The 24,044-nt window shown below is 68.3% G+C and carries 24 protein-coding genes; 13 read left to right on the top strand and 11 right to left on the bottom strand.

Going from position 1 to position 24,044, the window contains the following annotated elements:
- Positions 1 to 31: 31 nt before the first annotated feature.
- From R8G01_00680 to R8G01_00695, 4 genes are all read right to left on the bottom strand, one after another.
- Entirely contained in the window at positions 32 to 1,180 is a 1,149-nt protein-coding gene (locus tag R8G01_00680; GenBank protein MDW3212483.1) for a glycerophosphodiester phosphodiesterase family protein, read from the bottom strand.
- Positions 1,180 to 2,010 carry an SDR family NAD(P)-dependent oxidoreductase gene (locus R8G01_00685; GenBank protein MDW3212484.1) on the bottom strand — a complete coding sequence of 277 codons (831 nt, stop codon included), beginning with the start codon at positions 2,008 to 2,010 and terminating at the stop codon, positions 1,180 to 1,182. The genes R8G01_00680 and R8G01_00685 overlap by 1 nt, the downstream gene beginning before the upstream one ends.
- Before the next feature lie 19 nt (positions 2,011 to 2,029).
- Complete coding sequence (locus R8G01_00690; GenBank protein MDW3212485.1) at positions 2,030 to 3,799, bottom strand: hypothetical protein; 1,770 nt, start codon at positions 3,797 to 3,799, stop codon at positions 2,030 to 2,032.
- Positions 3,800 to 3,896: 97 nt separating this feature from the next.
- Complete coding sequence (locus R8G01_00695; protein ID MDW3212486.1) at positions 3,897 to 4,496, bottom strand: hypothetical protein; 600 nt, start codon at positions 4,494 to 4,496, stop codon at positions 3,897 to 3,899.
- Between the two features lie 254 nt (positions 4,497 to 4,750).
- Between R8G01_00695 and R8G01_00700 the strand changes: the two genes are divergently transcribed.
- Positions 4,751 to 4,990, top strand: coding sequence for a hypothetical protein (locus R8G01_00700; GenBank protein ID MDW3212487.1), 240 nt, complete (start codon positions 4,751 to 4,753; stop codon positions 4,988 to 4,990).
- 13 nt (positions 4,991 to 5,003) lie between these two features.
- Positions 5,004 to 6,581, top strand: a complete 1,578-nt coding sequence (locus R8G01_00705) for a long-chain-fatty-acid--CoA ligase (GenBank protein ID MDW3212488.1) — start codon at positions 5,004 to 5,006, stop codon at positions 6,579 to 6,581.
- 14 nt (positions 6,582 to 6,595) lie between these two features.
- On the opposite strand, the gene R8G01_00710 is transcribed toward R8G01_00705, so the two are convergent.
- Positions 6,596 to 7,123: an ACT domain-containing protein gene (locus R8G01_00710; GenBank protein ID MDW3212489.1), complete on the bottom strand. Its 528-nt coding sequence runs from the start codon at positions 7,121 to 7,123 to the stop codon at positions 6,596 to 6,598.
- An 85-nt stretch (positions 7,124 to 7,208) separates the two neighbouring features.
- On the opposite strand from R8G01_00710, the gene R8G01_00715 reads away from it, so the two are divergent.
- Positions 7,209 to 7,583 carry a nuclear transport factor 2 family protein gene (locus R8G01_00715; GenBank protein ID MDW3212490.1) on the top strand — a complete coding sequence of 125 codons (375 nt, stop codon included), beginning with the start codon at positions 7,209 to 7,211 and terminating at the stop codon, positions 7,581 to 7,583.
- 77 nt (positions 7,584 to 7,660) lie between these two features.
- Here the strand turns inward: R8G01_00715 and R8G01_00720 are convergent, their stop codons facing one another.
- Positions 7,661 to 8,929, bottom strand: coding sequence for an MFS transporter (locus R8G01_00720; protein MDW3212491.1), 1,269 nt, complete (start codon positions 8,927 to 8,929; stop codon positions 7,661 to 7,663).
- A gap of 130 nt (positions 8,930 to 9,059) precedes the next feature.
- Here R8G01_00720 and pdxS point away from each other — a divergent pair, with 130 nt between their 5' ends.
- From pdxS to R8G01_00755, 7 genes are all read left to right on the top strand, one after another.
- Positions 9,060 to 9,950 carry a pyridoxal 5'-phosphate synthase lyase subunit PdxS gene (gene pdxS / locus R8G01_00725; GenBank protein MDW3212492.1) on the top strand — a complete coding sequence of 297 codons (891 nt, stop codon included), beginning with the start codon at positions 9,060 to 9,062 and terminating at the stop codon, positions 9,948 to 9,950.
- Complete coding sequence (gene pdxT, locus R8G01_00730) at positions 9,947 to 10,561, top strand: pyridoxal 5'-phosphate synthase glutaminase subunit PdxT (protein MDW3212493.1); 615 nt, start codon at positions 9,947 to 9,949, stop codon at positions 10,559 to 10,561. Before pdxS ends, pdxT begins: the two co-directional genes overlap by 4 nt.
- 1 nt (position 10,562) lies before the next feature.
- Positions 10,563 to 11,312 carry a YebC/PmpR family DNA-binding transcriptional regulator gene (locus R8G01_00735; protein ID MDW3212494.1) on the top strand — a complete coding sequence of 250 codons (750 nt, stop codon included), beginning with the start codon at positions 10,563 to 10,565 and terminating at the stop codon, positions 11,310 to 11,312.
- Complete coding sequence (locus R8G01_00740) at positions 11,309 to 11,761, top strand: peroxiredoxin (GenBank protein ID MDW3212495.1); 453 nt, start codon at positions 11,309 to 11,311, stop codon at positions 11,759 to 11,761. Before R8G01_00735 ends, R8G01_00740 begins: the two co-directional genes overlap by 4 nt.
- 102 nt (positions 11,762 to 11,863) lie before the next feature.
- Positions 11,864 to 13,060 carry a cellulose binding domain-containing protein gene (locus R8G01_00745; protein MDW3212496.1) on the top strand — a complete coding sequence of 399 codons (1,197 nt, stop codon included), beginning with the start codon at positions 11,864 to 11,866 and terminating at the stop codon, positions 13,058 to 13,060.
- Between the two features lie 48 nt (positions 13,061 to 13,108).
- The gene (locus R8G01_00750; protein MDW3212497.1) at positions 13,109 to 13,819 is read left to right on the top strand and encodes an NUDIX hydrolase; all 711 of its coding nucleotides are present in this window, start codon (positions 13,109 to 13,111) and stop codon (positions 13,817 to 13,819) included.
- 12 nt (positions 13,820 to 13,831) lie between these two features.
- Positions 13,832 to 14,191, top strand: coding sequence for a hypothetical protein (locus R8G01_00755; GenBank protein ID MDW3212498.1), 360 nt, complete (start codon positions 13,832 to 13,834; stop codon positions 14,189 to 14,191).
- A 51-nt stretch (positions 14,192 to 14,242) separates the two neighbouring features.
- Here R8G01_00755 and R8G01_00760 read toward each other — a convergent pair whose 3' ends face one another.
- From R8G01_00760 to R8G01_00770, 3 genes are all read right to left on the bottom strand, one after another.
- The gene (locus R8G01_00760) at positions 14,243 to 15,181 is read right to left on the bottom strand and encodes a sodium:calcium antiporter (protein ID MDW3212499.1); all 939 of its coding nucleotides are present in this window, start codon (positions 15,179 to 15,181) and stop codon (positions 14,243 to 14,245) included.
- A gap of 117 nt (positions 15,182 to 15,298) precedes the next feature.
- Positions 15,299 to 17,053 (bottom strand): proline--tRNA ligase, encoded by a 1,755-nt coding sequence (locus tag R8G01_00765; GenBank protein ID MDW3212500.1) that lies wholly within the window; start codon positions 17,051 to 17,053, stop codon positions 15,299 to 15,301.
- An 86-nt stretch (positions 17,054 to 17,139) separates the two neighbouring features.
- Positions 17,140 to 18,405 carry an HNH endonuclease gene (locus tag R8G01_00770; GenBank protein MDW3212501.1) on the bottom strand — a complete coding sequence of 422 codons (1,266 nt, stop codon included), beginning with the start codon at positions 18,403 to 18,405 and terminating at the stop codon, positions 17,140 to 17,142.
- Between the two features lie 83 nt (positions 18,406 to 18,488).
- Between R8G01_00770 and R8G01_00775 the strand changes: the two genes are divergently transcribed.
- Positions 18,489 to 19,511: a sulfotransferase domain-containing protein gene (locus R8G01_00775; GenBank protein MDW3212502.1), complete on the top strand. Its 1,023-nt coding sequence runs from the start codon at positions 18,489 to 18,491 to the stop codon at positions 19,509 to 19,511.
- Positions 19,512 to 19,557: 46 nt separating this feature from the next.
- Here R8G01_00775 and R8G01_00780 read toward each other — a convergent pair whose 3' ends face one another.
- Entirely contained in the window at positions 19,558 to 20,433 is an 876-nt protein-coding gene (locus R8G01_00780) for an LLM class flavin-dependent oxidoreductase (GenBank protein ID MDW3212503.1), read from the bottom strand.
- A gap of 341 nt (positions 20,434 to 20,774) precedes the next feature.
- Here R8G01_00780 and R8G01_00785 point away from each other — a divergent pair, with 341 nt between their 5' ends.
- The gene (locus tag R8G01_00785) at positions 20,775 to 22,538 is read left to right on the top strand and encodes a hypothetical protein (protein MDW3212504.1); all 1,764 of its coding nucleotides are present in this window, start codon (positions 20,775 to 20,777) and stop codon (positions 22,536 to 22,538) included.
- Positions 22,539 to 22,671: 133 nt separating this feature from the next.
- Here the strand turns inward: R8G01_00785 and map are convergent, their stop codons facing one another.
- Positions 22,672 to 23,667, bottom strand: a complete 996-nt coding sequence (map, locus tag R8G01_00790) for a type I methionyl aminopeptidase (protein ID MDW3212505.1) — start codon at positions 23,665 to 23,667, stop codon at positions 22,672 to 22,674.
- 67 nt (positions 23,668 to 23,734) lie between these two features.
- On the opposite strand from map, the gene R8G01_00795 reads away from it, so the two are divergent.
- Positions 23,735 to 23,935 carry a hypothetical protein gene (locus tag R8G01_00795; protein MDW3212506.1) on the top strand — a complete coding sequence of 67 codons (201 nt, stop codon included), beginning with the start codon at positions 23,735 to 23,737 and terminating at the stop codon, positions 23,933 to 23,935.
- The last annotated feature ends 109 nt before the right edge of the window (positions 23,936 to 24,044 follow it).

Genomic DNA, 24,044 nt, shown 5'->3' on the forward strand with positions numbered 1-24,044 from the left:
CGGCCTCGCCCCGGCCACGGGGCGGCGGTCGTCAGTCGGTCAGCGCAGCGGTCATGGCCGCCGGTCGGCCGGCGATGACCCCGTCGACGCCGTCGGCGAGCAGCTCGCGGTAGAACGTCTCATTCTCCTGCGACGACGCGTCGTCGGGCCATACCCAGACGACGCGTCCCTCGGCGTGGATCCGGTCGACGACCTCGGCGGTGATCACTTCGATCTCGCCCTGGAACGGAGGGAGTTGGAGCACCTCGAAGTGCGGCTCGAGTTCGGCCGCCGAGAGGAACCACTCGGTGAGGCGCCCGAGCCCGGGGCTGACCGAGACGTCGGGTGCGATCGCGTGGAACGCGTCGACGACCTGATCGTCGAACGACACGACGACGACGCTGCGTTCGCGTTCCAACTCCACGAGTTCCTCGGACAAGCGTTCGGCGACCGCAACGGCATCGGGGAACGTGCCCTTGATCTCGATGTCGAGCGGGAGATCGGGGAACCGGGTCGCGATCTCGCGGAAGGTCGGCACCGCGAAATCGTCGGCGGTGTAGCCGGGCGGGGGAGCGACCGTTCCCGTTCGCACACCCCGGTACACGTACTCCTCGGTGGGTCGGTCCTTGCAGGGCCAGCACTCGGGCGAGAACCAGTAGGCGTTGTCGAGCGCGTGCAGTTCGTCATAGGTGAGCGCCGAGACGGGCCCGGTGGCCTCGGTGGTCTTGTCGACGGTGTCGTCGTGCTGGACCACGAGCACGCCGTCGGCGCTCAGTTGCACATCGAGTTCGAGCACGTCGGCACCGGCAGCGACCGCCTCGGCGAACGCGAACGGTGTCGAATGCGGAGCATCCTGGTCGCCGCCCGCGTGGGCCAGGTTGAGGACCGCGCCACTGTCGATCAGGTCACGGATCGACGGAGCGCCGGTCGTCGGGGGAGCGGCCGACGTCACGGGCACGGATGATGCCGGAGCGCTCGTCGCGGTCGTCGCGGTCGGCGGTGGAGCGGTCGTCGGCGCGGTGTCGGTGGGAGCGGACGTCGTCGGTGGGGCCGATTCGGTGGTCGTCGGCGTGGTCGACGTGACGGCAACCGTGGTGGTGAGGTCCGTCGACGACGGTGTCGCCGCCGGGTCGTCGCTCGAGCCGCCACAGGCTGCGACGAGCACCGCAGCCGATACGAGCAGGCAGATGCGCCGCGCCATCACGCGCGCCGCCGTCCGTCGGCGATCAGCAGGCGTTGGTACCACCCCGCCGGGAGTCGCGACACCAGGTCGAAGACTTTGGCGTCGGGGCCGATGAGCGCCCGGCGTCGGTTGCGTTCGACCGCGGTGAGGATCTGTTCGGCCGCCCGCTCGGGTGTCGTACGGGCGAGTCTGTCGAACTCGTCGGCGAATCCGCCGGCGTCGCCGCCCACGTCGGCCACGCTCGCGTCGACCCGAGCGTTGCGGGCGATGTTGGTCTTGATCCCGCCCGGGTGGATCGTGGTGACCGAGACGTCGGCGCGCTCGATCTCGAGTTCGATTCGCAGGGCATCGGAGAAACCCCGCACGGCGAACTTCGCCGCGTTGTACGCCGACTGGGTCGGGATGCTGACCAGGCCGAACACGCTGGAGATGTTGACCACATGTCCCTCACCGGACGCCTTGAGGTGGGGGAGGAACGCTTTGGTGCCATGCACGACACCCCAGAAGTTGATGCCCATCAGCCACTCGATGTCGTCGTACGACGATCGCTCGACCGTCGCCCCGACGGCGACGCCGGCGTTGTTGACGATCATGTTCACGCGGCCGTGGTCGGCGACGACCTCGTCGGCCCAGGCGAACACCGCCTCCCGGTCGGCGACGTCGACCATCGCCGACGTCACCTCGGTGCCGGAACCGTGGCACATCGCAACCGTCTCGGCGAGTCGGTCGGGGTCGATGTCGCTCAACGCGAGGTGTGCCCCGCGCCGCGCCAGGTCGATCGCGAGCGCCCGACCGATCCCCGAGGCCGCCCCCGTGATCGCGACGACCCTGCCCCCGAAGCCCTGCATGAGCCGGAGGTTAGGCGGATCAGATGTCGAACACGGCGTCGGCGATCAGCAGCGCTGCACCGGCGACGGCGACGAACGACAGCACCCGGCCGATCCACACGAGGACGGGCCGTTCCGGATCGGCGCCGATCTCGAGGGCGCTGAGCGCGGTGAGGACGGCCACCGCGATCGCCAGGCCGATCGCATACACGCCGGGGCCGTGGTCGGCGACGACGCTGAACCCGGCGAGCAGGATCGCCGGCCGCATGAACAGGGGGAGCGCGACCGGCATGATCGCCGCCCGCAGGCCGTCGAGTGCCGGTTCGTCGGTCGTCGGGCGTCGGCCGATGTCGATACCGGCCGAGAGCAGGCAGAGACTGCCGGCGGCCAGGCGCATCGCCGGTTCGCTTGTCCCGACCAGGTCGATCACCCAGCCGCTCGCGGCGCCGACGGCGAAGAGTACGACGGATCCGAGCAGCCCGCCGAGCAACGCCAACGACGTCCGACGGCCGAGTGTGCCGTTGCGCGGCATGCTGAATGCCGCTCGCACCGGGTTGATCGTGCCGAGGATCACGAGGATCCAGAGCCAGGCCGCCGGCGACGGATGCCCCGTGTCGAACGGGGCCGCTTCGAGGATCGGCATCGCGAGGAGCAGCGCGCTCAACGCGTGCTGCTGATCGTCCATGCGAGTCACGTCGTCGATGAACCAGGCGCCCTCGACCTTGCCGGGGTCGGGATACTCGGCGGCCTCGTCGGCGTCGGCTTGGGCCTCGACTGCGAGGCCGCTGATGCACAGGGCTCGCTCGCCGAGCGGTGCCCGTTCCTCGACGAGTCGATCATCGAGCTCGGCCGCTTGCCAGAGCCCGGCGAGTCCCTCGCCGAACACGCCGTAGCCTCCGCCGCGTGGGGTGAACGTGCCGCGAACGACGGTTCCCCAGGGGCCGAACCGTTGGCTGATCGAACGGACGCGTTGACCCATGAGGTCTCCCTGTCGTCGCACGAACTCCACCTCTTCCTCGGTCAGCGGCTCGCCGCGCGGGCGATCCGGAAATGCAGCGGTCTCGGCCAGCCCGTAGCCCGACCAGTGGTCGGCCAGCGGTGGCCAGATGTCTTCGACGTCGTCGCGAACGGTTGCCATGTACTCGCCCATCCGGTCGGCGGTGGCGCCCCATCCGGCGGTCGGATCGACACGGTGCAGTCGTCCGAGCGCCCAGTAGGCCTCACCGGTGTAGTAGATCGAATACGTCTCGGGCCGAGCCTGATCGGGCCCCAGGTCGTAGTAGGCGAGCAGCGCTCCGCTCGGCTCGACCTGCCGATCGAGGAATCGCGCCAGGTTGCCCATGAACACGTCGTAGGTCTCTTCGCCCGTCATCAGCCGTCGCTCGACCAGCGCTGCCAGGAGGAGCGCGTTCGTGCCGGCCTGGATCGTCGATGTCGTGGTGACCCCCGCCCAGTCCTCTCGCTCGACGACGTTGTCGAGCGCCCACATCAGGCCCCGGTCGGCACTCTCGAGGGCGCCGTCGATGTCACGTGCGGCCGCCTGGTAGAGCGACGACATGACGCCGGCGTGTCGCACGATGTTGTAGTCGTCGACCGCCCGGTCGCGGACCCGGTCGTACTCGTACAACCAGGTACCGTCGGGCTGCTGGTTGTCGATGAGCCAATCGGCAGCCGACGTCGCCGCCGCCCGCAACGAACTCGGCGTGAGATCGGGGCAACGCTCGGGCGGAGCGCCGGCACCGAACATCAGCACCCCGGCGCCGAGCGTGCCGCCGAGCAGCGTGGCGACCCGACGGATCGCAGCGTTCACCACGGCTCGGCGCGCGTCGACGGGGGATGCATCCGTCGATTCTGCAACATCGGAGCCCTCGTGCGGGGGACTCCGAGCGGAGCGAGTGCGCGTCGGATCAGGCGGCGACGTCGGCGACGGCCAGAACGCCGTTGATGTGCGGGGCCGCCATACGGAGATCGCAGCCGATCTGCACGAGCGCGTCGCGGGTGCGGGTCGTCCCCGACGCCGCGCCCACCGCTGCGATCCGGTGCAGGAACCCCTGCTTGCCGAACGCTGTCAGCTCATGGCCGACTCGACGCAACCGAAGCCGTGCCTCGACCTCGCTGAGCGACCGGAACGCTTCGTCGAACGATGCAACGTCCGTCGAGAATCCGGCTTCGTCCAACGCCACGGCCGCTGCGGCCCGCGCCGCCGCCAGGTCGCCGGCCTCGGTCGCCCGAACCGCGATCACCAGCGCCCCCAGTGTGGCCTCGCGCAGGAGGACCGAGAGCTGTGCCGTCGTGGGCACCTCGAGCACCCCGAGGTCGGAGGTGTGTCCACACTCGTCGCAGGTGACGATCGGATCGTGTTCGCCGAGCGGCACGATCGGCACGCCGAACACGCACGCCCATCGAGCCGGGACCGTCTCCGCACCAGTGCGGTCGAGACCGCATCTCGGGCACACGAGTTCGACCGAACGAACTGCTCGTTGCCGCACTTCGATGCTGAAGATCATGGAGTCACGTCCTGGGGGTCCGTCCTCACCGGAGTGTGAGGTGCACTGCCATCGACGGGATGGAAAGGGCGCTTGATGAACCCTGAGACAGTCTTGAGGGGCCACGTGCGATCGCTGTGTGATAACGCCCGTTCCACGTCAAGTCCGATCCAAGTCGGACGCGATCCGACGGCGCTCGTGACGTCCGGCCGGAGGTGCCGGTGTCGGGTGTGCTCCAATGTGCGTGTCACGTCGACGATCGAGGGGGACTCGGCATGGAGTGCAAGGCGGGGGTGGTCCGTGGGATCGGTGAGATGTGGTCGATCGATGTCGACGCGCCCGAGACGTGCGGGGCGGTGGTGCAGCGGACCCACGTGATGCGCTGCCACGGCGACGAGCACCCCGGACTCGACGAGCTGATCACGATCACCTACTCGCTCGACGGCATCGACGTCGGCGACCAGGCGATGCGCGACGGTGAGAACATCCGCGGCGTCATCGTGCACGGATCCTGAAGGGACCACGACCATGGACGAACTCCGACCCGAGCCGGGAGCGATCACCCGACTCGCCGACATCAGCGCGTACTGGGCCGGCGCAGCACCCGACCGCATTGCCCTGACGGCCGGTGACCGCAGTTGGACGTACTGCGAGATCGACACGGAGGCGCAGCAGGTCGCCCAGGGGCTGACCGAACTCGGTGTCGGCGCCGGCGATCGCATCGCGTATCTCGATCGGAACACGCCCGAGTACTTCATGCACCTGTTCGGCGGTGCGAAACTCAACTCGGTGTCGGTCGCGGTCAACTGGCGACTCGCGCCGGTCGAGATGGAATACATCATCGACGACGCCGACGCCAAGATGCTGTTCGTCGGCGAGGAGTTCATCGGGCACCTCGACCAGATGACGCTCCCGAAGGTCGAACTCGTCGTGGTGATCGGTGACCCCGGCGACAGCGGTCATCTGCGATATACCGACTGGGTCGCCGGCTACGACCCAGTGGAGCCCGACGTCTCCATCGCCGGCGACGACACGTGCTACCAGCTGTACACGTCGGGCACCACGGGTCTACCGAAGGGCGTCGAGCTCACCAACGACAACTTCATGTCGACGATGGCGATCGGGCGAGAGGCGTGGAAGTTCGACTCGACCGCGGTCAATCTCGTCGCGATGCCGCTGTTCCACATCGCCGGGAGCGGCTGGGCGCTCGCCGGCATGGTCAACGGTGCGCACACGGTCATGACCAAGGAGGTCGACCCGATGGAGATCATCGGGTTGATCCCGAAGTACGGCATCACCCACGCGCTGTTGGTGCCGGCGGTGCTCCAGTTCGTGCTCGCCGTACCCGGCGCGAGCGACGCCGACTTCTCGTCGATGCGGACGCTGGTCTACGGCGCCTCACCGATCAGCGAGGCGGTGCTCGTCGGCTCGATGGCACTGTTCGGGTGCGACTTCGCCCAGGCATACGGTCTCACCGAAACGACCGGGGGCGTGGTCCAACTCGACCCGGAGGACCACGATCCGGGAGGTGAACGCTCCCACCTGTTGCGCGCCGCCGGCCGGGCGTGGGGCGACGTCGAGCTCCGGATCGTCGACGTCGAGTCGCAGCGCGACGTGGCCGACGGCCAGGTCGGCGAGGTCTGGGTGCGGTCGTCGCAGGTGATGAAGGGGTACTGGAAGAATCCCGGTGCCACCCGCGACGCGATCGTCGACGGGTGGTTCCGCACCGGCGATGCCGGCTACCTCCGCGACGGCTACCTGTACATCCACGACCGGGTCAAGGACATGATCGTGTCGGGTGGCGAGAACATCTATCCCGCCGAGATCGAGAACGCCCTGATGCGCCACGACCAGATCGCCGACGTGGCCGTCATCGGCATCCCGAGCGAGCGTTGGGGCGAGACGGTGATGGCCCTGATCGTGCGCTCGGACGATGCGCTCGACGAGGACGGGGTGATCGACTTCGCCCGCACCCAGCTCGCCGGCTACAAGGTGCCCCGCTCGGTGCAGTGGGTCGATGCGCTGCCGCGCAACCCGTCGGGCAAGGTGCTGAAGACCGAGCTGCGGGCACCCTTCTGGGAGGGCCACGACCGCCAGGTCAACTGACCCTGTCCGGCGGATCAGAACGAGGCGTCGAGGTCGAGGTCGACCATCAACTCGTTCGCGAGCTCCTCGAGCGCCGAACGAAGCGACTCGAGATCGGTGCCGGTTCGGATTTCGAGCTCGGCCGTCGCCTCGAACAGGAGCCCACCCGCCATCGGGGCCTCACGCGTTGCGGTCGCCAACGACTCGATGTTGACGTCGTGCGCGGTCAGCACCCCGGTGATGTCGCTGACGATGCCCGGCCGGTCGGAGCCGAGCAGGTCGAGCGTGAAACGCCGTCGGCCGTCGGGGTCGGCGTCGGTGCCGTCGCCGACGGCGCGCTGGACGGTGACGTCGAGCAACCCGCTGAGCGGTTGCATCGCATCGGTGAACTCGTCGACGCGATCGTCGGGAATCGTCACGAGCACGATCCCGGCGAACTTGCCGGCCAACTCGGCCATCTCGCTGCGCTCCCAATTGCCGCCGTGCCGGGCGACGGCGGATGCGATCGCGTTGACGAGCCCCGAGCGGTCGTCGCCGATCAGGGTGAGCACGAGTGGGGTCATCGGCACATCGTAGGCAACGCACGTTCTCGGCTGTGCTGTGCCCGCACCGTGGGCCGACGGGGTCGCGTTCTGCGATACTTACCCGATGGGCGTTCAGCTCGATCCGGTCAGCGTCGTCGAGCAGTGGCAGGCGCGCGCCTGGGGTGCTTGCGATCTCAGCGTCGTCGACGAACTCGCGGCCGACCCGCTCCTTCGTCACGGTCCGGCCGGTACCGAGTACCGATCGCACGCCGAACTCAAGCGTGACCTGAAGAGCTATCAGCGTGCACTCGGGGCCGCCGAGATCACCGTCCACGACCGTTTCGTCGACGGCGACCGTGTGTGGAGCCGGACGACGATGCGCGGCGCCAACATGGAGACCGGGATGCCGCGGACGCTGCAGTGGCTCCAGATCCACCGCGTCGTCGACGGCAAGCTCGTCGAGGTCTGGTCGCTCTACGCCTCCGATGTCAAGTGGTGAGACATCGTGAAGTGTCGGAGTGATGTGACGCCGATCGATGCGACGTCACGCAATGCGTTCGAGTTCGCTCGGATCGTTCACGCCAACGCGACGGCGTCACCGAACCGCTGACGCGTGCGTTTGCTCACCGCCAGGAACACCACCATCGCGATGATCACCGACGCGCCCATCATCGCCAGGGTCTCGCGTAGCCCGAGGCGATCGGCGAGAATGCCGAGCGGGAGCGCCGCCATCCCGAACCCGCTGAACGAGAGCATCATCAGGCTCTGCACCCGGCCGTGATACTCGAGGTCGGACAGAGCGAGCACGAGCGAGTTGTTCATCGCCTGGAAACCCGCTGACGCCGCGCCGACAGCGATGATCACCGGCACCGACGCGAGGTAGGAGGGTGCGATCGCGAGGACGATGAGCGCAACGCCAAACGTCATGCCCGAGGCGGCCTGGATCCGCCACGCTGCGCGACCCGTGCCGCGGCCGGCGATGAACGCGGAGATGGCGACGGCGCCGACAGCAGACAACGCAGCGAGGAACCCGTATCCGGCGGACCCCACCTCGAGGACGTCGGTGGCGAAGCGGGGGAGGAATGCGATGAAGGGAAACCCGATCATCACCACGACGAACGAGACGACCACGAGGTTGACGATGTGGCGCCGCTCCCAGACGTATCGGAGGCTCTCCGCGAACTCGGCGCGAGCGGTCGTGTCGAGATCGTCGCCACGGGGGAGCCCGGGCGGCAACTTCCGGCAGGAGAAGAACGCCATCGCGCTGAGCGCCGCCGAGAAGTAGTAGACGCCGGCCGTACCGATCCATGCGATCCCGATGAACATCCCGGCGATCGCCGGCCCGATGACGCGGGCGCTGTTGATGCTCATCTGACCGAGCACGATCGCGTTCGCGATGAGTCCGTGGCCGACCACCTCGCCGGTCAACGCCATGGTCGACGGCACGAGGAACGAGAACGCGGTCGCCTGCATCGCGGAGGTCGCGAGCAGCATCCAATACTCCACGAAGTCGAACGAGACCGCGACGGCGATCCACAGGGCGCTCATCGTGAGGAGTGCATTGGTCAGGAACAAGATGGTGCGTTTGGCGTACCGGTCGGCGGCGACGCCGCCGAGCGGAGTCGCGATCAGCATCGGCACGCCGAAGGCCATGAACACACCGCCGAGGCCGGTGTTGGAGCCGCTCAGTTCGTTGGCCAGCCAGCCCCGAGCGATCGCCTGCGCCTGGGTCGCCACGAATCCGAACGCGCCGATGGTGAACAGGGTTCGGTACGCAGGGATCCGCAACGAGGCGTACGTGTCGACCCGGGCCCGCTCGTTCGATGAGGGTGGGGGGTCGGGCATCGGATCAGTCTGGCGCGCCCGGACGACGAACTGGCTGATGGCGGTCGGCATGGAGCCGCTGACGGCGCGGCCGACCCTGGTGGCGAACCCACCAGGGTGCCCACGGCTTTCGGTCGATACGATGTCACCCATGTCCGAACAGGTGTCCATCACTGGGTCGTTCCCCGTCAAGCGGGGACTCGCGGAGATGCTGAAGGGTGGCGTCATCATGGACGTCGTGACCCCCGGCCAGGCCAAGGTGGCCGAAGACGCAGGGGCGACCGCCGTCATGGCGCTCGAGCGCGTGCCGGCCGACATCCGTCGCGACGGCGGCGTGTCGCGGATGAGCGACCCCGACATGATCCAGGGCATCCAGGAGGCCGTGTCGATCCCGGTCATGGCCAAGGCCCGCATCGGCCACTTCGTCGAGGCACAGATCCTCGAGGCGCTCGGCGTCGACTTCGTCGACGAGTCCGAGGTGCTGTCGCCGGCCGACGAGGCCCACCACATCGACAAGTTCGCGTTCACCGTGCCGTTCGTGTGCGGCGCGACCAACCTGGGCGAGGCGCTCCGCCGTATCTCCGAGGGCGCCTGCATGATCCGCTCCAAGGGTGAGGCCGGCACCGGCAACGTGATCGAGGCCGTCCGCCACCTGCGCAGCATCATCGGCGACATCAAGAAGGTCGGCCAGGCCGACTCGGCCGAGCTGTTCGAATGGGCCAAGCAGCTCCAGGCGCCGCTCTCGCTGGTGCAGGAGATCGCCGAGACCGGCAAGCTCCCCGTTCCGCTGTTCTGCGCCGGTGGGCTCGCCACCCCGGCCGATGCCGCGCTCGCCATGCAGCTCGGTGCCGAGGCCGTGTTCGTCGGCTCCGGCATCTTCAAGAGCGACGAGCCGGAGCGCCGCGCCGCTGCCATCGTCGAGGCCACGACCCACTTCAACGATGCGTCGATCCTCGCGAAGGTCAGCCGGGGCCTCGGCGCCCCGATGACCGGCATCGGGATGGACGAGATCAACCAGCGGTACGCCGACCGCGGTTGGTGAGCCCCGGCGTCCACATGATCGGCGTGCTGGCGTTGCAGGGCGCCTTCCACTCCCATCAGGCGCTGCTCGACGGCCTCGGCCACCGCACGCTCCAGGTGCGCACGCCGGCGGATCTCGCTCGCGTCGACGCGCTGGTGATGCCCGGCGGTGAGTCGACCACGATGTCGAAGCTGCTCGTCACCAGCGAGCTGTTCGACCCGCTGGCCGCCCGCCTCGCCGACGGCATGCCGGCGTTCGGCACCTGCGCCGGCATGATCCTGCTGGCCGCAGAAGTCCTCGACGGCCGCCCCGATCAACGATCGTTCGGCGTGATCGACATCTCGGTGCAGCGCAACGGTTACGGCCGTCAACTCGACAGCTTCGAGACCGACCTGCACGTACCCGGACTCGGCATCGACGCCGATCGATTCCACGGTGTGTTCATTCGTGCGCCGAAGGTCACTCGTGTCGGTGTCGACGTCGAGATCTTGGCCGAGCACGCCGGTGTCCCTGTACTGCTGCGCCACGGACCGATTACCGTGGCATCGTTCCACCCGGAGCTGGCGAACGACGCGAGGTTGCACGCCCAGTTCCTCTCGAGCTTCCTCACTACATCGCAGACGGAGATCTGACATGTCGGGCCATTCCAAATGGGCAACCATCAAGCACAAGAAGGGCGCCGCCGACGCCAAGCGCGGCAAGCTGTTCGCCAAGTTGGCGCGCCAGATCGAGGTCGCGGCGCGCGCCGGTGGAGGCGACGCCGACATGAACCCGACGCTGCGCACCGCGGTGCAGAAGGCCAAGGCGGCCTCGATGACCAACGACGCCATCGATCGTGCGATCAAACGCGCCACCGGCGAAGGTGACGGTGGCACCTACGAGGACATCATGTACGAGGGGTACGCGCCAGGAGGAGTGGCGCTGCTGATCGACGTCTTGACCGACAACCGCAACCGCACCAGCGCCGACATCCGCAACATCCTGTCGAAGCTCGGCGGCTCGATGGCCGAGCCGGGCGCGGTCGGATGGCAGTTCGCCCGCCGTGGCGTCGTGCTCATCGAGGGAGCGGTCGACGAGGACGAGTTGATGATGGCAGCGCTCGAGGCCGGTGCCGACGACGTCTCGGGCTCTGGCGAGGCGTGGACGGTGACGTGCAACCCGAGCGACACGTTCGAGGTCAAAGAGGCGCTCGAGGGAGCCGGTTACACGGTGATCTCCGCGGACATGCCGATGGTGAGCGACAACCTGGTGCCCGTCGACTCGGTCGAGGATGCCAAGAAGCTGCTCCGGATCCTCGACGCGATCGAGGACAACGACGACGTGCAGGACGTGTACTCCAACTTCGACATCAGCGACGACGTCATGGAAGCGGCGTCGGCGTGAGTGTCGGGATCGGCGACCGCGCCCCGGAGTTCACGTTGCCGGGTCCCGGAGGTCGGACGGTCTCACTGTCCGACTACGCGGGCAAGCCGGTCGTGCTGATCTTCTATCCGGGCGACGATTCGCCGGTCTGCACCAAGCAGCTCAACGCGTACAACGACGGTCTCGACCAGTTCGAGGCGCTCGACGCGCAGATCCTCGGCGTCTCGGCACAGGACGTGGAGAGCAAGGACGCATTCGTGGCGAAGTACGGCTACGAGTTCCCGTTGCTGGCCGACACCGACAAGGAGGTCGCGGCCGCGTACGGCACGCTCGGCCCGATCGGGTTCCCCCGACGCAGCACCTTCATCATCGACGGCGACGGCGTGATCCGCTACGCCCATCGGGCGATCGCAGGCCTGACGTACCGGCCGGTGAGCGAGCTCATTCAAGAACTCGACAAGCTTCGCTGAAACGGCGGACTTGACGTTTACTTTGCACAAATCGGGGCATAGCTTCGTGGTCGCTCGGGATGTGCCGAGTTCCGCTCAAATATGTCAGGAAAGTGCAAAGTCGTGTTCGCCTCCCAAGTCTCCCCCCAGAACGTCGAAGCGCCGGGTGTCACCCGTGACGCCGGCCTGTCGTTGATCGAGCTGCTCTGCGTCATCGTGGTGCTCGGCGTGCTCGCCACCATCGTCGTGTTCTCCGTCGGCGGCACGACCGACCGGGCGGCAGAGGCCGCCCGCGGTGCCGATGAGACCACCCTCGTGACCGCGCTCGAGGCGTACCACGTGCAGCACGGGTACTACCCCTCCGAAGAGGTGCTGGTCGGTACCGGCCTGCTGCGTGCCCCGTCCGCTCTGTGGGACGTCGTCGTGGCCGACGACGCCGACGACTTCACGCTCGTGCCGGTGGACTCCACCGTGCCGACGACGGTCGCCGCCGCGCCGACGAACCTCCCGACCACGGCCGCGCCGACGACCACGGCCGCGCCGACGACCACGGCCGCGCCGACGACCACGGCCGCGCCGACGACCACGGCCGCGCCGACGACCACGGCTGCTCCGACGACCACGGCCGCTCCGACGACCACCGTCACGCCGACGACCACCGTCACGCCGACCACCGTGCCGGCACCGAGCGCGGTGACCTGCTCGTTCGTCGTGTACGACGCCTGGGGCAGCGGCGGCAATGCAGCGCTCTCCATCCGCAACGGCGGCGACGCCAAGATCACCACCTGGACGGTCCGTATCGCCCACGGAGGGCGCACGATCAACCTGTGGGGAGCATCGGATGCGGGTGTCGACGGCACATACTTCACGGCGAGCGATGCCGGTTGGAACGCGGTCGTCGCTCCGGGCCAGACCGCCCAGCCGACGGGCGGGTCGGTGTCGGGAGCCGGACTGACGAAAGGTCAGGAACTCGGTTGCACCGTCGTGCCGACGCAGGTCGACACCGGCAAGGTGACGTGTTCGTTCACGGTCACCGGCACGCCCTGGCCGACCGGCGCGAACGCCACCCTCACGATCGCCAACGATTCGTCGGCCAGGATCACCAACTGGACCGTCGCGATCGCGACCTCGGCGAAGCGGGCGATCAGCGTGCGCAACGCCTCGACCACCGTCGACGCCACGTCGGTGACGGCATCGAGCCTGTCGTGGAACGGCGTCGTCGAAGCCGGCACGTCCGCCACGCCGGCCAGCGGTTCGATCTCCGGTCCGGGGATCATGGCCGGCGAGTCGATCGACTGCGTCGTCGTCAGCGTCGGCTGAACCGGCCGCGTCCGCGACGAGCGGCGTGTGACCGGCCACACTGGTCGGATGGTCATCGACATCATCGACCACCCCGATCCGGAGCGTGCGGCCGAACCGGCCGCCACCGTGGTCCTCCTGCGTGACGGGCCGGCCGAGGAACTCGAGGTCCTGATGATCCATCGGGGCATCGACACGGCGTTCGGTGGCTTGTGGGCGTTCCCGGGCGGGGTGATCGAGGCGCACGACGTGCCGGCCGACACCGCCCCCGACCCGCTTCCGGCCGCTCGGCAGGCGGCGGTGCGTGAAGCGCACGAGGAGCTCGGGTTGGTCGTCGATCCCTCGTCGCTCGTCTACTGGAGTCACTGGCTGCCGCCGGACGATACGCGCCGTCGATTCTCGACCTGGTTCTTCGTGGCCCCGGCCGACGCGTCGCATGGTGACGAGCACATCACGGTCGAGGAGGGCGAGGTGCTCGACCACCGATGGATCGCCCCCGCCAACGCGCTCCGGATGCAGGCGAGCGGCGACGCGTTGGTCGCACCACCGACGTTCGTGACACTCGAACAGCTCGTCCGGTACGGCGACGTGGTCTCGGTGCTCGCCGCCGTCGAGCCGGCCCACTTCGCCACCGAGATCGTCGTCGCCCCCGACGGGGCCCGGATCTGCCTGTGGGAGGGCGATGCCGGATATGGCATCGGCGACCCGATGGTGCAGGGGCCACGTCGCCGACTCGTGATGGACGAGGACGCCGGGTGGCGCTACCTCGTCCACGGCTGACAGGCTGCGCAGATGTCGGTGCTGTCGATCGGATCGTACGTGTCCGTCGGGTCGATCGACTCGGCGGCTGCCGTGGGGTCGATCATGTCGGTGGGGTCGGCAGGTTCCATCGCGTCGGTGGCGTCCGCAGGTTCCCTGCTCTCGATCGGGTCGGCAGGATCGGTCCTGTCGCTGGGGTCGGCGGGCTCGCTGCTCTCGATCGGCTCGGCCGGCTCGATCCTGAGCTATCGCAGCAGCGAAGCCATCCTGCACTGGAACGGGCGCCGGATGAACGCATCGCAGATGCTTCGCCACATCGCCGCCATCGCGGCGGTGGGGATGTTCGCCGCCTCGGTCGGGGCTACAGGCGTCGGACGGCTCAAGCGACGCTGAGCGTCGGCCGGCGGCAAGCGCGGACGACGAGCTGACAGGTGTGGTGCTGCGTCACATCAGGAGCGGGACGACCACGGCATATGCAGCGACGAGGATGATTCCCTCCCGGCGGCTGACGACGTAGCTGCTGCGCATCGCGAGCGCGGCGAGACACGCGACAGCGATCGATGCGATCACCGCGACCGCCGTGAGCGATTGGTTGTCGATCCGCGGACCACCGATCAGCCCGACGACGCCTCCGGCGACCAGGGCGTTGAACAGGTTCGAGCCGAGGAGATTGCCGACGATCAGGTCGGTCTCCGAACGGCGCGCCGACTGGACGACCGTCACGAGCTCCGGCAGCGATGTGCCGACTGCGACGAGCGTTGCGCCGACGAAGCCACCCGACAGTCCGGCACGGTCGGCCAGGTCGATCGCTCCCCAGAGCAGCAGCTGGGCGGCCCCGAGCGTCCCTGCGAGCCCGATCACGAGCCGACCGGTCTCGCGGGCCAGGCGGTGTTCCGTCGTGTCCGAGAACTCGATCACGTCCGTTCCCAGCGGGTCGTCAGTGCTGGTCCGGATGACCACCACGAGTACTGCCACCATCGCCGCCAGCAGCCCGACGCCTGCGATCCGTCCGATGCCGCCACCCTGCACGGCGAGACCGAACCCGACGGTCGCCGCCACGACCAGCATCGCCTCGCGTCGGACCGTTCTGGAATCGACGGCGAGGGGCACGAGGAGTGCGCCGACACCGAGCAGGAGTGACAGGTTGGCGATGTTCGAGCCGACGATGTTGCCGATCGCCACTTCGGGTTCGTCGCCCACCACGGCGAGAACGGAGACGAGGAGTTCGGGAGCGCTCGTTCCGAATCCGACGACGACGATGCCGACGACGAGGGCCGGTACCTGCTTGATCAGGGCGACACGTGCCGCCCCGATCACGAACTGATCGGCAGCGACGGCGAGAACACCTGCCCCGATGAACAGGGCAGCTAGAGCGGTGAACACGATGAACCTTTCGACTCCGGACGATTCCGGTGGCGGGAATCTATCGACCGATCGCCCGGCTGCGTGTGCCGTCGGGCGTTCGGCGACCCGGTCGGTCACCGCCGGGGAGCGGAGCGGTCAGTCGTCCGACGTGAGCTGGGCGACGACGTCGCCGACCGGCACGTCGGACCGTTCGCCGGAGCGACGGTCCTTGACTTCGACGAGGCCGTCGGTGATTCCGCGGCCGACGACGACGATCGTGGGGACGCCGATCAGCTCGGCGTCCTTGAACCGCACGCCGGGCGAGACCCCTTCACGGTCGTCGAACAGCACCCGGAGGCCGGCGGCTTCCATCGCCGTGGCGAGCTCTTCGGCGGCGGGCCGTTGCGGGCCGCCCTCCTTGCCGGCGATCACGAGATGGACGTCGGCGGGGGAGACCTCGCGCGGCCAGATCAGGCCGATGTCGTCGTGGTTGGCCTCGGCCAGCGCGGCGACCGCGCGTGACACACCGATCCCGTACGAACCCATGGTGGGCGTGACCCGCTTGCCGGCTTCGTCCTGCACCTGCAGGCCGAGCGCCTCTGAGTACTTGCGACCGAGCTGGAAGATGTGGCCCATCTCGATGCCGCGAGCGATCTCGACGTCGCCGCCACAGTTGGGGCAGACATCGCCTGCCTGCACCTCGGCCGCCTCGATGACGCCGTCCGCGGTGAAGTCGCGTCCATACGTCAGGTCGATCACGTGTTTGCCGGGCTCGTTGGCGCCGGTCACCCAACGGGTGCCGTCGACGATTCGAGGGTCGACGAGGAGCCGAATGCCCGACGCGCTGTCGCTACCGAGAGCTCCCGGGCCGATGTAGCCCTTGACCAGGGCGGCGTTCTTGGCGAAGTCGGCTTCGTCGAACGCTTCGATCTCGGCCGGCTCGACCTGGGCGCCGAGACGCTTGAGGTCGACCTCGCGGTCGCCGGGGACGCCGATCGCCACCGGTTCGGTGGTGCCGTCGGGGTGGCGGAGTTTCACGATGACGTTCTTCATCGTGTCGGCGGCGGTCCACGCACCTTCTGGCCGCGCGAACTCCGCGTGTGCGTTGAGGTGGTCGACGAGCGTCTGGATGGTCGGGGTGTTCGGGGTGTCGACGACCGTGGCCGGGCGGGCGTCGTCGAACGGCACGGTGTCGGGCACGGGCACCCGGACGGCTTCGACGTTGGCGGCGTAGTCGCAGGCGGTGCATCGCACGTACGAGTCTTCGCCGACCTCGGCCGGAGCGAGGAACTCTTCGGACGCCGAGCCACCCATCGCCCCTGACATCGCGGAAACGATCACGATCGGCAGCCCGAGTCGCTCGAAGGTCTTGATGTAGGCGTCGCGGTGGGCCTGGTACGAGTTCGTGAACGACTCGTCGTCGATGTCGAAGCTGTACGAGTCTTTCATCACGAACTCGCGGCCGCGCAGCAGGCCGGCGCGGGGCCGGGCCTCGTCGCGGTACTTGGTCTGGATCTGGTAGATCGACAGCGGCAGGTCCTTGTACGACGCGATCAGATCCTTCACGACGAGCGTGAACATCTCTTCGTGCGTCGGGGCGAGCAGGAAGTCGTTGCCGTGGCGGTCTTGGAGGCGGAACAGGTTGTCGCCGTAGTCCTCGTACCGGTTGGTGGCCTCGTACGGTTCCTTGGGGAGCAGCGCGGGGAAGTGGACCTCCTGGAACCCGGCCGCGTCCATCTCTTCACGGACGATGCGCTCGACGTTGCGGAACACGATCCAGCCGAGCGGCAACCACGTGAACCCGCCGGGTGCTGCCCGACGGATGTAGCCCGCACGAACGAGGAGCCGGTGCGATGGCACCTCGGCGTCGGAGGGATCGTCACGCAGCGTCTTGAGGAACAGTTTCGACATCCGGAGCACGCAGCGACGATACCCGTCATCACCCCGGCGCAGGGTGGGCGTTCGGCGAGGATCGATTGATTCGTCGGCGGCGCGCATCACGCAGCGGTTCTTCGCGTGTGTGCTCGGGCCCGGGTGTGTTCGGCGAGGTCGGGTCGGGTTCGGCCGAACACCGTGCCATCGGGTTGGTGGATGATCAGCGTTCGGTCGGGTTCGAGCACGAGCGACCACCCCACCTCGTGCACCACGTGGTGGTGCCGGGAACAGATGGGGATCAGGTTGAGCAGATCGGTCGGGCCGCCGTGCTCCCATGGCGTGATGTGGTGGATCTCGCAGCGGTCGAACACGACGTCGCAGCCGTGGAAGGCGCAGGTCCGGTACATCGCCCTCAGGGCCCGGCGCTGCTTGCGATTGGCGAAGCGAACCGTGTCGCCGGCGTCGAGCGCGTTGCCGTCGGTGTCGACGATGATCGGTGTGACCCGGCCGCTGCAGAGCAGGCGCAGGATCGAGGCGGGTGGCAACTCGAGCCCGTCGCCGGTCTCGCAGGCCGAGTGGTCGTTCAATTCGCCGGTCGTCACGGTGCGTTCGTCGACGATCACCGTGATGTCGGCCTCGAGCGGGCGCACCGCCTGATGTCCACCGGCCACGAGACAGCCGAGCGCTTCGGCGGCGACCCGATTGCGATCGACAGCCCGATCGACGAATGCCGGATCGCCGTTGCGTTCGCCCTCGGCGATCATCGCTGCCACCTGTCGGTCGACGGCACCGAAGACCTGGTTCGCCAACTCGGGGTGGAAGGCGAACCGCCCCTCGACCATGCCCGTCGCTCCGTTCAGCTTGCGGGAGAGGTACGTCTCACGACGTTGACGCGTGTTGCGCTCGACGCCGTTGTCACGCTCGATCCGCCTGGCGCGGTCACGGACGTGCCGACCGAAGCGCTCCGGCGACATCGACGCCGCTGCGCCGAGCAGATCGGAGGTCTCGCCGAGGAGTGATGCCTTGACCTCGTCGTCGAGCCGGGCGGTGGCATTGGCGAGTGCGTCGACGTGCTCGGCACCGATCGCGCCGTCGGCGAGCGCATCGCCGAATGAGGGTGCCTCGTCGAGCGTCTTCGAGCGGCGTTCCTTGCGTTTGCCCTCCGCTGCCGACACGCCGCCGCAGCGGGTGTGCAGGTCGGCCGCCGGAGCGGCGCCGGCGGAATCGTGGAGCACGGTCATGCGCGAGGTGATGCGGGCCTCGGCGGCGTCGAGCCAGCCGCGTGCGAGGCGGACGTCTCGGAGCAGATCGGCGCATCGGGCCGAGTCGGCCGCGGTGACATCGCCGTCGATTGCCTTGATCGCAGTGATCACCCCGTCCCGATTCATGCCCCCATCATGCGCATGAGGGTGTCACAGGGAACCGGCCGCCGAGGTACACCTGGACGTCGTCTCCCAAGATCTGCTCGTGGGTGGACAACACGACGACCGAGCCGTCCGGGCGGATCACCACCTGGGAGGTCGGGCTCGAGAACTGGTCGCCCAACCGGCACCGGCGAGCCGCGCTCCCGGAACCCGCGGACGGTGCGAACCCCGACGCCTATGGTGTCGGTGTGACGACGCCGACTCGGTACCTGGACGATGGCGACAGCGCTCGCTGGCTCGACTTCGAACTCCGGGATGACGACATCATCATCAGCACCCGTTCCAAGTCCGGTACCACCTGGGTTCAGATGATCTGTGCGCTGCTGATCTTCGACTCGCCGGATCTCCCGCGGCCGCTTCCGGAGCTGTCCCCGTGGCTCGACTGGCTCGTCCTCCCGAAAGACGAGCTCTTCGAGGACCTCGGGGCGCAGACGCACCGCCGGTTCATCAAGACGCACACACCGCTCGACGGGCTGCCGCACGACGATCGAGTCACGTACATCGTCGTCGCCCGGCACCCGCTCGACGCCATCGCGTCGCTGTATCACCAGATCCTCAACATCAATCGCGAGCGCCTCGCCGAGCTCATCGGAAAACCGGACCTCGCCCAACCCAGACCTCTGCCGCCGCTCGATGAATGGCTCGCCGAATGGATCGAATCGGAAGAAACCGCACAGGAGGACCTCGACTCGTTCGGCGGGATGTTCCACCACCTCACCGATGCGTGGAGTCGACGAGGCGAACCCAACGTCGTGCTCGTGCACTACGCCGACCTGCTGCACGACCTCAGCGATGAGATGAAGCGGATCGCCGGCCTGCTCGAGATCGATGTCACCGACGAGCGAGTCGACGAACTCGCAGAAGCAGCGACGTTCGGGTCGATGCAAGCGAACGGCGACATGCTCGTGCCCGACCCTGCAGCCGTGCTCACGGACAAGAGCCGCTTCTTCCGTTCCGGCCGATCCGGGGCCGGCAGCGACATCCTCGATCCCGACACGCTCGCCGCATACCTCGCCCGGGCATCGCGCTCGGCGCCACCCGACCTCCTCACCTGGCTCCACCGCGGCTGACCACCGTCCCCTCGACACCGAGGCGCGGCGAGCGAAGCCGGCAAACTCAGCGCAACTGCGCGAGCGCCTGTTCGTGGACATCGAGATCGCGTGGCTCACCGTCGGCCCACGGCGATCCGTACACGATCAGGTCGTCGAACCCCAGCTCGGTCGCACGCTCGGCGGCGTCGAGGAAGCTGCCCACACTTGCCGTCGGGTGCACCCGACCGAAGCCGAGCAACACCGAGCGCCGAACGCTCGCCGGGTCGCGGCCCTGCCGGTCACACGCCTCGCCGAAGCCTTCGACCTGACGGCCGAGGAGTTGCCAGAAGTCGTCGCCGTCGAGGTCGGCGGTCCCGGGCCCGCCATACGTGTTCCAGGTGTCGGCATGGGCCGCTGCCAGCGCGAGCGATCGTGGACCGTGACCGGCGAGGACCAGCTCGGGCCGTTCGACGCCGTCGGGCCGCGCCGTCGTCTGGAGCCCACCGAAGGCCGTCGCGTCACCCTGCCAGTCGGTGGCACCGTCGAGGACCTCCAGGTATCCCCGAACCACATCGGCGAACCGGGTCGAGGACTCACCGACGGAATCGCTGACGCCACGATCGGCCTCGACACAGAACGGCGCCCCCATGCCGACACCGAGGACGAGTCGACCGGCACTGATGTCTTGCACCGTCATGGCCACCCGAGCCAACGACACCGGGGAACGGAACGCCGACGAGGCGACCAGCGTCCCCAACATGATCCGATCGGTGACCGCAGCGGCCGCCGTGAGCGTGGTGAAGGCCTCGCCCAACCACGACCCCGGGAACGTCGGATGGGTGAGATGATCCGCCGTGTACACGACGTCGTACCCCACCTCCTCCGCCCACCGGTACCCAGGCGCCTGCGCACTCCAGGGCCCAACGGGCGACAGGAGCAGACCGAGACGGCTGAGACTCATGGATGGATGTTGCCATGCCGCTGCAGCAGGGTAGGTATGTCGACGACTTTCGACACAGCCGACCGCAACGCCTCCAGACGGGCCCCGAACTCGTGATCGGCCATGCATGAGGTCGTCGGCCGAGGTGCTGCCGTCTCGCTGCCGCACGTGTCGGGTACCCGACTCGGGCGGGGCTGCGGTCTCACGGTGATCGAGATGTGCGCCGACACCAGGGTGCGTTTCGTCCAGGCCGACAGTGCCGGGGTGCCTGCTACGTTGCGTTTCGTGCGGATCGCCGACCCACGCCGCCGTTGCTCGCACTCCGATCGCGACGCCGGTGACCGAGTGGCACGGTGCGAGACGTGACGGTGGCCCGCTGGGCCGCTCGCCGACGACGTCGACCGATCGGCGCAGCGACCGCCGCATTGTTCGCGATCATTGCCGCCGCGTGCGGCGGTTCGTCGGTCGAGCCGTCGGCTGCATCCACGACCGACCTGGTCGACACCACCGTGCCGAGCACCTCGTCGCCCGCCGCCACGTCGCCAACGAGCAGCACCGAAGCCCCGAGCAGCACCGCGAGCGGCACGACGACGTCGGCACCCACCCCCGAACCGCTTCCGGTCGTGATGGTCGAGGTGATCGGCGACGAAGAGGTCGTGTTCGACTACTCCGAGCAGGCGTGCGGCGACTTCCAGCGCCCCGACCTGCCGGCACGCGCGTTCCGCAGCGCCGACGGCTCGACCAGCGTCATCCTCTCGGCGCCCTCCAACACACGCCTCGTCGGCCCGAGCCTCGACGACGTTGCACCCTCGTGCGAGATCATCCGCCCGTCGAGCTACGACCACGACCCCGCCGCGCACGCCCACTTCGAGTGGATCGCGGCGGTGTACACCGACGACGGCGAGACGGTTCACGCCGTGATCCACAACGAGTACCACGGCTACGAAGCGGCACTCGCCGACTCGCGACGAGCCCTCCTGAACGAGTACGGCGACCAGGGCTGGTCGTACCTCGCCCGCACCGGCGCCGGGCCGGTCGAGATGACCCCGGCCCTGTCGGGCTACCGACACGGCGACACGCTCTGCCTCGTCGACTTCTGGGGTGCCCACCCCGACATCGGGTGCGATGCCGTCCGCCGCTACACCGCACCGTCCGACGGCAGGTACGTGATCGACGTCTCGGCTGGACGCGCAGCGACCGGGGGCGACGGCGTGACCGTCACCGTCGTACGTGGCGACGACGTGCTGCTGTCCGAGGTGCTCGACGACGGCAACCCCGCCGTCGAGCAGCGACTCGACCTCGAACTGACGGCGGGGGAGACCATCGACTTCGTGGTCGTCGCCGGTGCCGACTCGAGCTTCGACGCCACCGAGTTCGCCGTGGTGATCACGTCGGACGGCGAGGTCTGCACCGGCGACACGTGGGATTGCCAGCAGGTCGAACTGACCTCGTCGGTGTCGACCGACGGTGGTGCCACGTTCAGCCCGTCGACGGGAGCATCCGGCGTGATCGCATCACCGGGCGTGCCGTACGAACACGACGTCGGCCTGTTGGCGATGTGGCAGCCGAGCAACATCGTGCGCCACCCGACCGACGGCCACTTCTACATGCTGTCGCAGTTCGACGATCGTCGCGACCGCGGCGTGCAGTTCACGTGCCTGCTCCGTACCGACACCATCGACGACCCGTCGTCGTGGCGCGCCTGGGACGGCGACGGGTTCAACCTCTCCTTCGCCGCATCCGCCTACGACGGCAACGTCGACGCGCCGGCCGACTGCGCGTCGGTGGTGTCGCCGCCGATCGGTGGCCTGACCTGGAACACCCATCTCGAACGGTTCGTCGCGATCGGAGGATTCACCAACCACGGCCCGAACGGCCAGTACCTGACCACGTCGACCGATCTCATCACCTGGACCGATCCGGTGTTCATCCAGGCCGCCGAATTCGTCTACACCGCCGACGCACCGCCGTTCGAGCCCTACGCCACGCTCATCGACCCGGCGAGCGAATCGATGAGCTATGACACCACGGGCGAGACGCCGTACCTGTACTTCACCCGGATCAACGCCACCGACCCGCTCGACTTCGACCTCGTGCGGGTGCCCCTCCGACTCGACCAGTCGTAGGGCCCGTCATCGGGTCGGTGTCGGCACGGTCCGGTCGTCGAACCTCACCGCCCGTTCGAGGTCGCACCGACGCGTCGGCGTCGGTGGGGTACCTGTCCCGGGCGGTGCCCGCGACCAGACGATCAGGCGAAAATCAGGCGGAGCGGTCGCCGGCGAGGTGGAGGTCGGCCAGGGTGCCGACCGCGGTGCGACCGTCGTCGGTGACGGTCAGGATCTCGGCGCCCGCGTCGGTGACGAGCACGGTGTGTTCGAACTGGGCCGACGGCCGATTGTCGTCGACGTGTTCGGTCCAGCCGTCGTCGGCCTGGTGAAAGCCGGGGCGGCCCGTGAGGAGCATCGGTTCGACCGTCAACGTCATGCCCGGCACCACGACGGCCTCGTCGCGCCGGTCGACGCAGTGGTGCACGTGCGGGTCGGCGTGGAACGTCCGACCGATGCCGTGCCCGCCGTACTCGGCGACGACCCGGTACCCACGGGACGTCGAGAACGTCTCGATCGCATGGGCGACGTTCTGGAGCGGCTCGAACGGTCGGATCGCGGCGATACCTCGCAGCGTCGCCTCCCTGGTCGTCTCGACGAGGCCGACCATCGCCGGCGTCGGTGTGCCCACGTGGAACGTCGCCGAGTTGTCGCCGTGCATCCCGTCGATGAATGCGGTGACGTCGATGTTGACGATGTCGCCGTCTTCGAGCGGGCGGTCGTCGGGGATGCCGTGGCAGATCACGCCGTTGACCGACGTGCAGATCGACTTGGTGTACCCGTGGTAATGCAGGGTGCTCGGGTAGGCGCCGAGCTCGATGTAGGTCTGGTGGGCGATCTCGTCGAGCTCCTCGGTGGTCCGGCCGACTTCGACGTGTTCGCCGGTGCGCAGCAACACCTCGGCGCCCACCGCGCATGCGTGACGCATCCGGACGAGCGACTCGGCGTCGTGGATCTGGGGTGTCCGTGGCGTCGAGATGCGTCCGGTCGTGACGTAGTCGGGGCGCTCGATGTGGTCGGGGACCGGTCGGGGTGGCGTGACGTTGCCGATGCGAACCGGTGGGTGGTCGAGTGCACGGCGATCGCCGTGGCAGCGCTTGTACTTGGCGCCGGTGCCACACCAGCAGGGATCGTTCGCCTTCGGCTTCATCCGAGGCAGTCTATGGGCGTAGACGCGAGGTGTCTACGGGGTGAGACAACAGGGCTAGATTGTGTGCATGGCGCCCATGGTGAACACCGAAGAGCTGATCGACTCGCGGGAACTCGCGTCGCTGCTCGGTCTGGCGCACGCCAACAGCGTCAGCCTGTATCAGCGTCGCTATGCGGACATGCCCCGCCCGGTCGTCGATCTCGGCAACGGTCGACCGCGACTCTGGCTGCGCCCCGCCATCGTCGAATGGATGGAATCCCGCCGCTGACGCACTGATCACCGCGCGATCAATCCGGGGGACGGTCGACGACGAAGGTCTCGCCGCCGCCGATCCGTCGAACGACGGCTGTCGACGATCGCCGTTCTGCCCGAGCTCA

Source organism: Ilumatobacteraceae bacterium, from assembly GCA_033344875.1.
GTDB lineage: Bacteria > Actinomycetota > Acidimicrobiia > Acidimicrobiales > Ilumatobacteraceae > Ilumatobacter.